Source organism: Zhongshania marina (assembly GCF_002915595.1).
In the GTDB taxonomy this organism is placed as follows: domain Bacteria; phylum Pseudomonadota; class Gammaproteobacteria; order Pseudomonadales; family Spongiibacteraceae; genus Spongiibacter; species Spongiibacter marinus_B.
On record NZ_PQGG01000007.1, the window covers coordinates 282,030 to 295,911 of the forward strand.

13 protein-coding genes are annotated in these 13,882 nt (G+C 51.7%); 4 read left to right on the plus strand and 9 right to left on the minus strand.

Going from position 1 to position 13,882, the window contains the following annotated elements:
- Positions 1-19 precede the first annotated feature (19 nt).
- A complete protein-coding gene (locus tag C0068_RS03295) occupies positions 20-1,141 on the plus strand; it encodes a glutathione S-transferase family protein (protein WP_158249902.1) in 1,122 nt (373 codons plus the stop codon).
- 9 nt (positions 1,142-1,150) lie between these two features.
- On the opposite strand, the gene C0068_RS03300 is transcribed toward C0068_RS03295, so the two are convergent.
- The 3 genes from C0068_RS03300 to C0068_RS03310 are packed head-to-tail and all read right to left on the minus strand — an operon-like array spanning position 1,151 to position 4,751.
- The gene (locus C0068_RS03300) at positions 1,151-1,798 is read right to left on the minus strand and encodes a TetR/AcrR family transcriptional regulator (RefSeq protein WP_103683066.1); all 648 of its coding nucleotides are present in this window, start codon (positions 1,796-1,798) and stop codon (positions 1,151-1,153) included.
- A gap of 17 nt (positions 1,799-1,815) precedes the next feature.
- Positions 1,816-3,453 carry a sulfatase-like hydrolase/transferase gene (locus tag C0068_RS03305; RefSeq protein WP_103683067.1) on the minus strand — a complete coding sequence of 546 codons (1,638 nt, stop codon included), beginning with the start codon at positions 3,451-3,453 and terminating at the stop codon, positions 1,816-1,818.
- A gap of 2 nt (positions 3,454-3,455) precedes the next feature.
- Positions 3,456-4,751 (minus strand): DsbA family protein, encoded by a 1,296-nt coding sequence (locus C0068_RS03310; protein ID WP_158249903.1) that lies wholly within the window; start codon positions 4,749-4,751, stop codon positions 3,456-3,458.
- 134 nt (positions 4,752-4,885) lie between these two features.
- On the opposite strand from C0068_RS03310, the gene C0068_RS03315 reads away from it, so the two are divergent.
- Both C0068_RS03315 and C0068_RS03320 read left to right on the plus strand, forming a co-directional pair.
- Complete coding sequence (locus C0068_RS03315; RefSeq protein ID WP_103683069.1) at positions 4,886-7,246, plus strand: TonB-dependent receptor; 2,361 nt, start codon at positions 4,886-4,888, stop codon at positions 7,244-7,246.
- Between the two features lie 34 nt (positions 7,247-7,280).
- Positions 7,281-8,021 carry an SDR family NAD(P)-dependent oxidoreductase gene (locus C0068_RS03320; RefSeq protein ID WP_103683070.1) on the plus strand — a complete coding sequence of 247 codons (741 nt, stop codon included), beginning with the start codon at positions 7,281-7,283 and terminating at the stop codon, positions 8,019-8,021.
- Positions 8,022-8,085: 64 nt separating this feature from the next.
- Here C0068_RS03320 and C0068_RS03325 read toward each other — a convergent pair whose 3' ends face one another.
- Together C0068_RS03325 and C0068_RS03330 are read right to left on the minus strand one after the other, a co-directional pair.
- Positions 8,086-9,165: an NADH:flavin oxidoreductase gene (locus tag C0068_RS03325; protein ID WP_103683071.1), complete on the minus strand. Its 1,080-nt coding sequence runs from the start codon at positions 9,163-9,165 to the stop codon at positions 8,086-8,088.
- Positions 9,166-9,213: 48 nt separating this feature from the next.
- A complete protein-coding gene (locus C0068_RS03330) occupies positions 9,214-10,059 on the minus strand; it encodes a LysR family transcriptional regulator (RefSeq protein WP_103683072.1) in 846 nt (281 codons plus the stop codon).
- Between the two features lie 177 nt (positions 10,060-10,236).
- Here C0068_RS03330 and C0068_RS03335 point away from each other — a divergent pair, with 177 nt between their 5' ends.
- Positions 10,237-11,199, plus strand: coding sequence for an HPP family protein (locus tag C0068_RS03335; RefSeq protein WP_103683073.1), 963 nt, complete (start codon positions 10,237-10,239; stop codon positions 11,197-11,199).
- Here C0068_RS03335 and C0068_RS03340 read toward each other — a convergent pair.
- From C0068_RS03340 to rpoH, 4 genes are all read right to left on the minus strand, one after another.
- A complete protein-coding gene (locus C0068_RS03340; protein ID WP_103683074.1) occupies positions 11,196-11,567 on the minus strand; it encodes a hypothetical protein in 372 nt (123 codons plus the stop codon). The two genes, C0068_RS03335 and C0068_RS03340, sit on opposite strands and share 4 nt — an antisense overlap.
- Before the next feature lie 165 nt (positions 11,568-11,732).
- Positions 11,733-12,428 (minus strand): tRNA (guanosine(46)-N7)-methyltransferase TrmB, encoded by a 696-nt coding sequence (gene trmB, locus C0068_RS03345; RefSeq protein WP_103683075.1) that lies wholly within the window; start codon positions 12,426-12,428, stop codon positions 11,733-11,735.
- The gene (locus tag C0068_RS03350) at positions 12,428-12,802 is read right to left on the minus strand and encodes a DUF423 domain-containing protein (protein WP_103683076.1); all 375 of its coding nucleotides are present in this window, start codon (positions 12,800-12,802) and stop codon (positions 12,428-12,430) included. The genes trmB and C0068_RS03350 overlap by 1 nt, the downstream gene beginning before the upstream one ends.
- Before the next feature lie 157 nt (positions 12,803-12,959).
- On the minus strand, positions 12,960-13,808 hold the full coding sequence (gene rpoH / locus C0068_RS03355) for an RNA polymerase sigma factor RpoH (protein WP_103683077.1): 849 nt from the start codon (positions 13,806-13,808) through the stop codon (positions 12,960-12,962).
- Positions 13,809-13,882: the final 74 nt, after the last annotated feature.

Below are 13,882 nucleotides of genomic sequence, written 5' to 3' on the forward strand. Positions count from 1 at the left end.
ACGAGCTTCGGACACGACTATGAATCACCAACAAGACTATATTCTGATCGCTACACAGTATTCCTACTACTCCGCCAAAGTGCGCGCCTGCCTGCAATACAAACGCCTGTCCTACACCGAGCGGGCCAGCAATTTTCAGGCGCTCTTTCAGGATGTATTGCCGCGCACCGGCGAGGCTAAATTCCCCGTCGTGTTCTGCCCCGACGGCGAGCTGCTAAACGACAGCTGCGACATTGTCGAGGCCTTGGAGCAACGCCACCCAGAGCGGCCACTGTCACCCGAAGACCCCGTTCTAAAGCTGGCCTGCTTATTATTAGAAACCCTCTGTGATGAGTTTTTTATTGCGCCGTTTATTTACTACCGCTGGATTCCCGAAGACACTCGCCAGTGGGCGCTGGACATGTTCCAAACAGTTATACATACCGACCTTGACGACCCCGCCCTGCGGGAACAATCTGCGGGCATATCCGATATTGTCGCCGAGGGTATTCAGGCTAAGGTGCGCAAACTGGGCCAAGACCGAGAAGACGTACAAGCGCTAAGTCGGCAGCTTACCCACCGCATTTTAGATGCCATCGAACAACGCTTAAACCAGCAACGCTTCCTGCTCGGCAAGCGGCCTTCTCTTGCAGATGTGGCACTGATGAATGGTTTGTTTGGTCACATTTATATGGACCCCTGCGACGCCGGCGAATACCTCCGCCGCCACTGCACGAAGCTGTCGATGTGGATGATGCGCATGCATGCCGCAGCGGGCGAAGCCAGCGATGGCCAGCTGGACAATGACCCGCAGCTAGCGGAATTTCTCGCCCAACTCGCCACTCCCTTTGCAGCTATGGCGCAAGCTGTATGGCACGCCGTGGAAAAAGGTATTAGCAGCACCGACAGCGATACGTTGCCGCCCTCCTTCGGCCCACTTTCCGTTACGATCGAAGGGGTAGAGGTTTCATCGGCCAGCTCACCTTATGTAGCTTGGAAATTACAAAGGGTGATGAATGCTTACCGAGAATTATCACTTGAAGACCAACAGAGCGCCGACACTCTGCTTGCCGACACTGGCTTCCTGCCGTTGTTGAAAACAGACGCAGCGTGGCACCTAGAAAAAGCCGGCACAGCTATTCGCTGGGTGGCAAAAAAATAAACGTAGGTATTAAGAGGCGGGCTTATTGCTAACAGGGGGCAAACCCGCCTTGTCGCCAGATTTAAAGCGCTTCAGCATCCACAACAGCAATTCAAGCGCGCTGTCTTTATCCATCTCACCGTCGCTCACTAGGCTGTAGCTGCCCCAAAACAACATGTCGATCATAAAACCGATATGTCGCCGCTGACTGTCAATCAAACCCTCACCGACCAAGCCCGGTATCGCCGCCGCCGGCACATCGGCGCTAATGCGACGAATCATTCTCGCTGCTTTGGCAATGGGCTCGTCGGCGTTATAAGGGGTAAACAAAATCGTCCACAGGGCGCGCACGCGGCCAGCGGACAAGTCTTCGTGATAGTGTCGGTGCTGAGCCTGCACAGCCTGCTCAATATTATTTGGCTGCTGATTAAAGTCCGCCTGCGAATCTTGATAAAGACTGCCAAACAAATGCTTGATGGTTTCTAGCAGTAATTCATCTATTGCCGGAAAATGCTGATACACCAATTGCCGACTCACCTCCGCCCGCTCGGCAAGCGAAATCATGGTCAGCCCCGGCCAACCCTGCTCGTCTACAATCGTCGCCGCCGCCTCTAAGAGTTGCTGCCTGCGCTGCTGCCGATTTAGGTAATTGCGCTTTGCCGTTTTTTTCTCCGCCATATCAGCGTGATGTCCTGTCAATTTGGCCAGTAAATATATTCGTCATCCGTCGTAGCTGGCTCAGCCATCGTCTTATCTATCAACACCGGTAAGCTGACAACCGAGGGCCAGCGCGAGTCCTGCTGCTGGCTATTATGCTCAGCCAATTGCGCCGTCATACGCGCCACTACATCCGGTTTATCCGCCGCCAGATTATGCATCTCCAAGGGGTCGTCCTTGAGGTTGTACAACCAGATTTTATTCGGATTTAGTGAGCGCATCAGCTTCCAGTCGCCAGCTCGAACGCCCTGATAGTCGCCCTCCCGCCAGAAAATCGCCTCGTGGGGCAGGCCCTGCTTATCCCCGCTCAAATAAGGCAATAGATCCACGCTGTCCATTACCCGTTCTGCAGGCAACCCCGCCTTAGCGGCGGCAGCGACAGTGGCGAACACATCCAAATGCGAAACCGGTGCATCATACCTCAAGCCCGGCGATAACTGTTGCGGCCAGCGTACATAAAACGGAACGCGGACGCCGCCCTCAAAATAACTCAGCTTCCACCCCCGAAACGGCGCGTTTAAATCCGGCAAGCCCAGATACCCCGGCGCGCCGTTGTCGCTGGTAAAAATCACCAGCGTATTGTCGTCAATACCGTTATCTACCAGCGCCTGCATCACCCTATCCACGCTGCGATCCAATGCGCGCAGCATGGCGCTATACACCCGCAAACGGTGATCTTGAATATGCGCTAGCGCGTCGTAATCGGCCTTTAAAGCCTGCAGGGGTGAATGCACTCCCCAATGCGCTAAATAAAGGAAAAACGGCCTATCCTTATTCGCCTCAATCGCGCTAACAGCTTGATCGGTATAGTAGTCGGTAAGATAGCCTTTGGGGGCGAAGGCCGGCCCGCCATTATAAGAGGCGGCATAGCGCATTTTCAGCCATATCGCCTGATCCAGCGGGTCGAAATCTTGTCTAGCGTTAACCACCTGCGGATCGTCTACCGGTAAATACAAGCCGCTCTCCATCAGCAGGCTTTCGTCAAAACCTTGATGCTCAGGGCGCATCCCCTGATCGCGCCCCAAATGCCATTTGCCAATATGCAGGGTGTGGTATCCCGCCGCCTGCAACTGCTCCGCCAAGGTTATTTCTTCGGTCGGCATGCCCATAGACTGAAACCTTGGCATGCGATCCACCGCCGCCATATCCACCTCTGGCTGGTGAACGGCATCAGGATTTTTCGGCAATATATTGAACATTTTTGCAAAGCTGCGCGGCGCCGGTGTGAACTCAAAACCAAAGCGCGTTGAATAACGGCCGGTCATCAACATCGCCCGCGACGGCGCACAGACGGCATTGCCCGCGTAAGCGCTGCTGAAAGAAACGCCCTGCTGGGCCAAAGAATCAATAGCCGGTGTTGGCAAAGTGGCCTGTTGACCGCCGTGAAAACTAATATCATTGAAACCTAGGTCGTCCGCCACAATGAGGATGATGTTTGGCCGCTTATCGGCGGGGGCATGTTCACCCCGCTGCCAATTAACCGGCTGATTTTCTAATACCGGATTCCGAAGATTATCGAGCCCAATCACGGTTCGCAGCAGCCACTCTCCTCGGTAGGGCCAAGCAGCTAGCACGAGCAGTAATACCACAGTCACTGCGAGCAGGATTTTCTTCATTATTATTGTTCCTTCATCCGCTGATTCGAGACAACTCGCCGCTGCAATTCATCCAGCATCCACATGCGATCATTACCCCAGCTGGTGAATTTCCCCAAACGAAAACTGGGCACTCCCCAATAGCCCATATCTTGCAAAGCATCGAGATTGGCCTGGGCATAATTCGGCAAGGGCCCTTGCAAACAGCGTTGCGCCGCCACCCAGTTAATGCCCGCTCGCTCGCAGACTTTACGCAAGCCCCTATCAGTGGACAAATCGATAGCCTCTGCCCAAGCACCCCGCCCCGCCGACACCAAGAAATCAAGTTGCTGCCCCGCGCCCGTCGCCAAACTAAATACCTTTAAGCAACGCAGGGCGCCCTCGCCAATGGGATCACTGATCAGGCCAAAGGGGATTCCCAAATTTTTCGCCTCACGCGCGGCGTCATGAACAATGTACATGCGTTTAGCGAGGGGAATTTTAAATCCGCGCATTGCCATCGGCAGTACTGGCCGCACCGCTAGCGGAAGCGATAAGGACGGCAAGCGCTGCTGCAACTGCACCGCCGCGAGGTAAGAGTAAGGGCTGCGAAAACTGAAGAAAAACTCTAAAGGCGTATCCATCGCAGGCGTCTCGCCAAGCTCGGCGACGTTGGCTGAGCACGACAATTGCAACGCACCGTCGTACAACTTGGCGCGACCAAGAGCCGTACACAAAGCCTCTGCGCGATCCACCCCCCAAAACCAGTCACCGCGAAACTGCCACATGGCTGGCAGGTAATGACCTAAGCGTTCGCGGCGCGCATTGTTGGCCTGTATTTCAATGTCGGTGTCCTCCGGCGTGGCTAACTTGCCCGTATCAAATGGCTGCGTTTTCTGGCCAGAAAAAAGCGCCGCCGACACCTCCCATTCCCGCTGTATAAATTCCTCTAACGAGATGGCTCCATGTAAATGTCGACTGCCGCTTGCCAGTAGATCGGCGCTCGGTAGTGTATTCATCGCCACCGTTTTAAGCCCATAAGCCGACGCCAAACGCGGCACATCCGTCAGCGCAAACTGACGCTGCTTGTCTATTGCAGGATAAATAGGGCTCTCGTGCTGAGACACCAAGCGCACGCGAATCTTTACTCTGCTCTGCTCCTGCAAGCGCGGCAGCAACTGTGCTGCCAAATGCGAGTGGGGATCTCCCGCCGCGTAATAAAACTCCAAATCATCCGCTGCATTGTCACGGGCTGCCCGCCGCCGCTGAGCGAATTTATATCCGCCAGCCACTAGCTGAATCACTCTGGCCTTGTATCTTGCCTTGGTCGGCACCGCCATGACACACCACACTTTTTTTATTCGTTGAGCGATACTAGCAATTTTATTTACATAGTGTAAACCCTGTGATAGTTTGAGCCAAAATAACAACAATGGGGAAGCAATAAGCGCTCCCCAGAATAAAGGTTTCAACAATGATGTCATTTCGCAAAGTCCGCGTTTTCACAAACCCCACAATGCTTGGTAGCGCACTGCTCCTAGGGCTGAATAGCAGCGCAATCGCGACACCCCAGCTCGAAGAGGTCATTGTTACCGCCCAGAAGCGCAGCGAAAATCTTCAGGATGTACCAGTAGCTGTGTCGGCCATCACCGCCGACCAGCTCGACGATATTGGCTTTAACGATATCGCCGATATTGCCGCGCAAGTGCCGTCACTCATTGTATTAACCAATATCAGCCCGCTATCGGCGACCTTCCGTATTCGCAATATCGGCAACGCGGGCAATATTCCCACCTTTGAACCCGCCACGGGCTTATTCATCGACGGCGCCTTTCGCTCACGCTCCGGCATGGGTATTGGCGATTTAGCCGATGTGCAATCGGTGGAAGTGCTCAAAGGGCCCCAGAGTACACTACACGGCAAGAACGTCACCGCAGGGGTTATTAGCGTCACCACCAAAGCCCCCAGCGACACACTGGAAGGCATGGTGGAAGCCAGCCTAGGCGATGACCAGCTACAGCAACTAAAAACCTCGATCAGCGGCCCACTAACAGACTGGCTAAGTGGCCGCGTGAGCTGGGTAGAGACCCACCGCGACGCATGGATAAATAATACGATAGGTGCCGACAGCGACAACCAGGACAGCCGCGCCATTCGCGGACAGCTGCAAGCCGATTTTAGCGATCAACTCAGCGCCCGCCTGATTGTCGGCTACAGCGAAAAAGATCTGAATCCCATGAGCGGCGACGTGTATTTAAGTGAAGCCGCCAAAACCATTATCGCCAATGCCGGCGGCAAGACCAGTATCGCCAACGATCCAAGCGATCGAAAAGTTGAATACCGAGACAACACTACCTTCGCCAGCGAAAGCAATGACGTTATTCTCAAAGTCGAATACGCTCTCGACAAGCTTAGCTTTACCTCAATCAGCAGCTATGACGACTATGAAAGCGCCAATGGTGTAAATGATGTAGAGCAGCAAAGCTTGCAAGTCGCCAACTTCCTCGACGTTCAAAACGGTCACTCCTTTTCGCAAGAGCTACGCTTTGCCTCCAATGACAATGCCCGCCTAAATTGGCTAGCTGGTCTGTTCTACTATGAAAACACCTTTATTCGCGGCGACCGCGATCGCCCCGAATTTATTGCCCAGCAGGATATCGCCGCCTATGGCGATGCAGTCGCTGACTACCAAATTTCTTTAGGAATTCTTCCCATTAATTTACTGCCGCTAACTATTCCGGCCCTGGGCGTTGCTGGGGATCGCGGCGACTACTACGTTAAACAACAAACTGAAAGCTTTGGCATTTTCAATAAATACGATCTATCCCTTTCAGAGCAATGGCAGATGTCGCTGGGGCTTCGCTACTCTTACGAGAAAAAGCACGGCAGCATAGAACAGTCCAATCAACTGTCCGTACTCGGCTGCGTGCCACCACTTAATACCAATTTACTTTGCAGCGTCACCCCCGACGGCAGCAACTACGACGGCACCCTAGATTTCGAGGCCATTACCGGCGCCTTCTCGAGCAGTTACTTTTTAACTGCCGACAGTATGATTTACGGTTCGCTTTCCACCGGCTTCAAAGCGGGCGGCTTCAGTCTGCAAAATGGCACAGCCACTAATGAGTCCCGCCCCTATGGCGAAGAAAACGTCACCAACTACGAGATCGGCCTGAAAAGTGAATTTCTCGACAAGCGGGCACGAATAAATGCCGCCGCGTTTTATACTGAGTATGAAGACTTTCAAAACGCCAGCTACGCGGGACTGATTTTTGTGGTGAACAACGCCGAGTTAGTCACCGTTAGCGGGGTAGAAATCGACTCTACCTTCATCCTAACCCCATCACTTATTGCCAACATCAATGTTGCTTATATCGATACCATTTATGACAAATACACCGGCGGACAATGCTACTACGGCAGAACCCCAGACAACGATCTTGGCCAATGTGATCTCAGCGGCGAAAACCTGCCTTCGGCCACCCGCATTAAGGGAAACATCGCGCTAAATTATTATCGCACTATGCTTTCCGGTGAGTTTTATACGCGGTTGGACTATCTTTACAACGGTGACGCCAACAATAGCGCCTCGCTGGACCCCCGCGCAGAAACCAGTTCCTACGGCATCACCAATCTGCGACTGGGATGGCAAAATAGCCAATGGGACTTGGCCCTGTGGGGTAAAAATCTAAGCACTAAAAATGCGGTTGCGCAGACCGCGCCGGCCAATATTCACACCCAAGTAGATCGCAATGTGGGTGCTGCGGAAGGCTCCTATCAAGCCTTTACTATACCGCCGCGCAGCATCGGCCTGACCGCTCGCCGTTATTTCTAAGGCGTCGTCGACATTTAAAAACAGGAGACAAGCAGTGCCAAACACACTCATCATTACCGGCGCCAGCGCGGGGATCGGCAAAGCCCTAGCGTGGGAGTTTGCGCGCCGTAATTGTCGACTGGGCTTAACCGGCCGACGCCTAGACGTGCTCGAGCAATTACAAAGTGAACTGCAAGCGCAGACCGGCGTCGAGGTCCACATTGCCCGTGTAGATGTAGATGAGACCGACAGCGTTGAGCAAAACCTGCTGGACTTGTGCACAAAACTGGGAGACGTAGATAGCATTGTGATTAACGCGGGCATTAATAATTTTACCCGCGTTGGAAACGGTCAGCTCGCAGACGAAACTGCAATTATCCGTACCAATCTCATTGGCGCAATGGCCACCGCCAATGCGGCCGTGAGCTATTTTTTAGAAAGAGGGCGCGGCCAAATTGTCGGCATTTCTTCTCTGGCATCATTACAGCCTATTCCTAGCCAAGCGGCCTATTGCGCCTCCAAGGCGGGAATATCTATGTATTTAGACGCACTGCGTATAGAGCATAAAGATAACAATATTGACGTTACCCAAATACGCCCCGGTTTTATCAAAACCGAGATCATGGAAAATATCGATCGCTATCCCTTTGCTATTTCTGTAGAACAGGCAGCAAAAGAAATGGCCAAAGCCATACTCGCCCGCCGCAAAGATGTATTTGTGCCGCGCCTACCTTGGAGCCTATTTCGTCCGGCCCTAGGTCACTTACCCGATAAAATCTGGAAACGCTTCAAATAAAGACAGCGCACAGAGCGCCTAAAAACCATACTCAAAAAAACAGTATGGTTTCTATTTCTCATCATCAAGACCCAATAAAATCAGGCCATTGGCCACCGACGTAATCGATAAATCTCTCGCTCAAACCTTCGGCCAAAAGGTATTCACGACTCACGGGAATACGGTTTGGGACAAAGCCGTTATCTGATTTCAATAACGCCGGGTAGTTGTGATGCAGCATCGCTGCCCGTCCCATTAGCACAAAATCTAAACCTGCATCTAAGCAGTAGTTTATATCTTCTGGCGTATACACTTTTCCCGCCGCGGCCAAACATATCGCACCGCGATCAAGCTCGGTAAAGTAAGAAAGTAAACGGCGCCCCTGCAGAGCTTCATCAACGGGCTCTTTGTAAACATTCCATGCAGAAATATCGAGAAAATCAATTTCCTTCTTCTCAAATAATACTTTAGCGGTTGCAATCGCTTCTTCTAATTCAATTCCGTGACGCTCTGGCGTAAGCCGAACGCCTAGCAAAAATTCTTTGCCGCAGCGCTCTCGAATACCGGTGATAATATCAAACAGAACCCGCGATCTATTTTGCAATGAACCACCGTATTCGTCAGTGCGCTGATTAAATTCAGAACTTAAAAACTGACAAATAATGTAATTGTGCGCCGCGTGCAATTCCACGCCATCGAACCCCGCCGCCTTGGCACGCTCTGCGCCTGTTATAAAATCTTCAATCAAACTTTTCACCTCACCATGACTTAGACCGCGAGCTGAAAATTTTTCTGATGGCGAGGGGGCCACCGGCATTTCACCAATTAATTCCCGTGGCGAACGTAGTCCAGCATGATGAAGCTGCACAACCGCAAGACTGCCCTGCGCCTTAATTATTTTCGCTAGTTTTTTCAAGCCCGCAAGATGCTCGTCATTGAAAACTCCAAGCTGACCAGGGAAACCCTGACCCGCGCTATTAACATGGGCAGCGGCGGTCATGGTGATGCCAAAGCCGCCCTCAGCGCGCATTGCCAACCACTTAATTTCTTCGTCAGATAACGAGCCGTCAGCGTTGCTTTGGGTATTCGTTAACGGCGCCAACGCCAATCTATTTGGCATGATTTTACCGCAGGGAAATTTTAATTCTTCAAATACATTTTCCATTCAATTTCTCTCTATTCGTATAGCGAATTAATAATGTTTTCTTGAAAACTAAACCTGCCACTCTGAATGATCCCTCACGATATTACGCAAACCCTCAAGTGCAATTGGCAGTTCTGATCGCGCATTCGAGGTGCGATATACCAAATACACTGGGTGCGTAAACTCTGGCGAATCCGCTACTCGCTCCAACTCGCCGCTGCGCAAATAGGGCTCAACAACACGGGTTCTAAAATAGCCATTGCCGCCGCCGCTCAACATAACCCGCAGGGCCAGCGGCCCCAAATTGAATGTAAAAGCCGCCTGTCGTGGCTGGGGTAAAGCAGCGTCGTACTGCGCTCGAAACTCCGCCCCCCAGTCAACAAATAAATTTGGCTTGGCATTATTCGGCACTTGCACATGAACCAGCTTCTCTTCTAACAACTGCTCAATCATCACCCCAGACAAATAATTGGGGCGGTGTACAATTACCGCGTCAAGAAAACCTTTTTCAAGTTTCGCGAGCAAACTAGCTGCGTCGGCAACATCGGTGTGGACCGCTACACTGGGGGAGTTAGTTTGCAACCAATTCACCCAGTTTGTTAACACGGGATTCCACAGACTGGTTTCAGCGCCTATACGCAAACGGGACTCACGCCCCCTTGGCAGTTTCATTTCTGCTTTCGCGCATTCCCAGCTCTGCACAAGATTTCTGGCATAGGCGACAAAGCGCTCACCCTCTACGGTTAAGCGCGCGCCACTGCGATTGCGAATGAATAGCTGACAATCAACCGTTTCTTCCAACGACTGCACCCGCGCCGTCACGGTTGTCTGGCTAATATGCAAGCGCTCAGCCGCGCCGCAAAAACTTCCCGCACTCATTACCTCCAGAAAGGTACGAGCTAACTCAATATCCATTTAGGGCTCCATCACTCGGCGCGCAATCGATACACACCTTTAATTCCGTTTTTTTGAACTTAACCATCATATATATTCATTATACGAATTTAAAGCAAGCATTTACCATTCATGCCCCAATATGTGGCCATGCACAGTGCGTGCGCACCAAAATCACTCATAAATCTGAAAAGCTAAATGCGTAACTTTATAAAGGAAGTCGGCCTCGTCATCGGCATTGAACAAAATACCACCAGCCAACTTGAAAAACTTCTGTCTGGCTTAGGTGGCTTTTTCGGGATTAGCCTGTGCTACTTAATATCGAACATCTATGTTTCTGGCCCAGCAAGCTTGCTCATTGTGGCCTCCGCCGGCGCTTCAGCTGTGCTTGTCTTTGCCGTACCCCACGGCGCGTTGTCACAACCGTGGCCGGTTATCGGCGGCCACCTTGTATCTGCCTGCATTGGCGTGTACTGTCAACAGCATATCGCTGACATCCAAATTGCCGCCGCCGTCGCTGTCGGCCTCGCCATATTTGCGATGTATCATATGCGCTGCCTACACCCTCCTGGCGGCGCCACCGCGCTTTTTGCGGTAGCCGGCGGCGACAGCATATATTCCCTTGGCTATGCCTACGTCGTTTTTCCCGTACTCTTAAATACACTTGCCCTCGTTGGCTGCGGCGTACTTTTTAACGCCCTATTTAAATGGCGCCGCTATCCCGGCCACTGGTTTCGCCGTGAGTACGCGGGATCAACTTCCATCGCCAAACGTGGATTCCGCCATATCAGCCCCGACATCGCCCAAGAGGATTTTGCCGCCGCACTGCACCAAATGAACTCATTCATTGATGTTACACCCGATGATTTAAGTGAATTATTTGAATTAGCATCGCGCAGCGCCCGGCGTAGAACACGAAAGCCGTTAAAAATTCAAACCGGCCTGTGTTACAGCAATGCGGCACGGGGTGAGCAATGGGCGGTAAGGGAGGTGTTAGCCATAGAGGGAAAGCGCATCACCTTTCGCACCGCAGCGGGTAAAAGTGACGATGTTATCGGCATAGATCAATCATGTTCACTCCGCAGCTTTAAACAGTGGGCGCGCTGCAAAGTTATTATGTCGAGTGGTTTATGGGTTCCCTGCGAACTATCTAACGATTAGTCCTTGGCGAAAAAATGGAGCCACACATCACGCACATCAAACACCAAGGACAGGCCGTTGCAGGCCGCGAGCACTAGCAGATATATTTTATAATTACCCTCTGCCAATGGAATTTCACGCAGCACAAAATACAGCAGGGGTACCCACAATATATGCGCCAAACCGAGCACCCGTTGATAGCCAACCATACTAAACATCAGCAACATTGCGCTTGCCGAGATTAAAAAGGTGGCAAAGATCACTTTCGCCAGCCACTCATCCCAAAACAATAGGCTTGTTAAATTAGCCGCCATAAGTATCGCAACCCAAATGACAATCCACATGGGTTGGCGCAGTAATTCACTAAAAAATAAAAACGGGTTCGTCATAAGCCTGTACTCTTTGATTATTATTTTAGCCAACGAATAAAACCGCATATTGGCTAGGAAGTAATACAGAGACTCGCCCGCATTAGGTTTGTTACACCGGGTATGGGCTTTCAAAATCAAGTGCCATCTTGCGCCTACATAATGAAGACGCAATCAGAGCTCGCACTAACTCACTTTAGTAAACAGCAAATCCCACACGCCGTGCCCCAGGCGCTCGCCACGTTTTTCAAACTTCGTAATGGGACGATAGTCTGGACGTGGCGAATACGCTCTGTCACCGGCCATATTGCTATAGCCTTCGGCCTCGCTCATTACGTCCATCATGTGTTCGGCGTAATTTTCCCAGTCGGTCGCCAAGTGCAGTACACCGCCTACGTTTAATTTGCTGCGTAGCGCCTGCACAAATTGCGGCTGGATAAGGCGGCGCTTGTGGTGACGGGCTTTATGCCAGGGGTCGGGAAAATAGACCTGGACGCGACTTAAACTATTATCAGGTATGCACTGTGCCAACACCTCTACCGCGTCGTCTTCATAGGTGCGGACATTTTTCAAACCGGCGTCCTGCACCAAGTACATAAGACGACCAACGCCGGGGGTGTGAACCTCTACGCCGATAAAATCATTTTCTGGGGCATTGGCGGCCATTTCAGCGAGGGAATCACCCATACCGAAACCAATTTCAAGCACCACCGGCGCCACACGCCCAAAGGTATTTTCAAAGTTTTGCATGCCGTCGCTGCGCTGCAAGCCCAGCTCAGCGAGGTTAATCTCATAGGCCCGACGCTGACCGTCGGTCATTCTTCCGGTGCGAAGAACAAAGCTTTTAATCCGGCGCCGGATAGGTGCGGCATTCTCAGTCATTACATCGCTTTCCATGCAGAGTAGGCCAAACACGCCCAAGCCACTAAAAACATTAAACCACCAATCGGAGTGATCGCGCCCAGCCACCGTGTTCCGGTTAATGCCAAGGCGTACAAGCTGCCGCTGAAGACGAGCGTCCCAGCAAAAAACAAAACAGCAGATATTCGCAATGATAGATGCTGAACACCGCTATGCATAAGCACGCCAACGATGAGCAACGCGAAACAATGATAAAAATGGTACTGAACAGCGATTTGATACACCGCCATCATGTCGGCAGGCAAGCTCGCCTTTAAGCCGTGCGCGCCAAATGCGCCCAAGCCAACCGCCAAAAATCCTAAAACCGCCGCTACAAAAAGCGTTAGGGAAGCCATGTGTATACCCAGATAGTAATTGATGGCGCTATTGTACGGATCTAGACGGGCTTAAAAAAGCCAAGTGCCGCAACAACTCGTAAATGACGCGCTTTCTGCTAGGCAAAAATGAAAAAGCCCCGCGTTGCGAGGCTTTTTAAAACACTAAAACTAAAAGCTAGGCTTCCATTGCCGCCCGCAGTTTTTTCATTGCGGCTTGTTCTAGCTGGCGAATACGCTCAGCTGAAACGCCGTAACGGTCTGCCAAATCATGCAAGGTCGCCTTGCTATCACCCAGCCAGCGGCTTTGCAGAATGTCGCGACTGCGCTCATCAAGCTCAGACAAAGCCAGTGACAGATTCTGGTGATTACTCTCTTCCAGATCATCGGACTCTAGCAATAAAGCAGGGTCAGCACTGTGATCTTCAAGGTAGTGAACCGGTGCGACGGGGCCGCGCTCGTCGTCGGTGTCGGCATCAAAACCCACATCTACCGAACTCAGACGACCTTCCATTCTGCGCACTTCGGCAACGTCTACACCCAAATCAGCGGCAACAGCGTGCACCTCATCATTGCTCAACCAAGACAGCTGCTTTTTCGCGCTGCGAAGATTAAAGAACAATTTACGCTGTGCCTTGGTCGTCGCAATTTTAACAATGCGCCAGTTGCGCAAAACGTACTCGTGAATCTCAGCCTTAATCCAATGAACAGCAAATGACACCAAGCGCACGCCTTTTTCAGGGTCGAAACGCTTAACAGCCTTCATTAGACCTACATTACCTTCTTGGATCAGATCAGCCTGGGCCAGGCCATAGCCTTTGTAACTTTTAGCAATATGCACAACAAAGCGCAGATGCGACATAACTAATTGACGTGCCGCCTCGACGTTGCCGTGATAAAACAGATCCTCAGCCAGCTCACGCTCACGCTCTGCGCTAAGCACAGGGATGCTGCCGACCGACTGAATATATGCAGAGAGATCACCACCCGGTACAAGCTGCTGTATCGGCTGTAGATGAGTACTCATTGCACATCCTCCTAAAATTCGTTGATGAAACTACGTTTTACACCGCTGCTTATTAGAGTACCAAACGCACCAAA

Coding starts and splice junctions, on each gene's coding strand:
- C0068_RS03295 (WP_158249902.1), top strand. CDS start 20: ATGAATCACCAACAAGACTATATTCTGATCGCTACACAGTATTCCTAC.
- C0068_RS03300 (WP_103683066.1), bottom strand. CDS start 1,798: ATGGCGGAGAAAAAAACGGCAAAGCGCAATTACCTAAATCGGCAGCAG.
- C0068_RS03305 (WP_103683067.1), bottom strand. CDS start 3,453: ATGAAGAAAATCCTGCTCGCAGTGACTGTGGTATTACTGCTCGTGCTA.
- C0068_RS03310 (WP_158249903.1), bottom strand. CDS start 4,751: ATGGCGGTGCCGACCAAGGCAAGATACAAGGCCAGAGTGATTCAGCTA.
- C0068_RS03315 (WP_103683069.1), top strand. CDS start 4,886: ATGATGTCATTTCGCAAAGTCCGCGTTTTCACAAACCCCACAATGCTT.
- C0068_RS03325 (WP_103683071.1), bottom strand. CDS start 9,165: ATGGAAAATGTATTTGAAGAATTAAAATTTCCCTGCGGTAAAATCATG.
- C0068_RS03330 (WP_103683072.1), bottom strand. CDS start 10,059: ATGGATATTGAGTTAGCTCGTACCTTTCTGGAGGTAATGAGTGCGGGA.
- C0068_RS03335 (WP_103683073.1), top strand. CDS start 10,237: ATGCGTAACTTTATAAAGGAAGTCGGCCTCGTCATCGGCATTGAACAA.
- C0068_RS03340 (WP_103683074.1), bottom strand. CDS start 11,567: ATGACGAACCCGTTTTTATTTTTTAGTGAATTACTGCGCCAACCCATG.
- trmB (WP_103683075.1), bottom strand. CDS start 12,428: ATGACTGAGAATGCCGCACCTATCCGGCGCCGGATTAAAAGCTTTGTT.
- C0068_RS03350 (WP_103683076.1), bottom strand. CDS start 12,802: ATGGCTTCCCTAACGCTTTTTGTAGCGGCGGTTTTAGGATTTTTGGCG.
- rpoH (WP_103683077.1), bottom strand. CDS start 13,808: ATGAGTACTCATCTACAGCCGATACAGCAGCTTGTACCGGGTGGTGAT.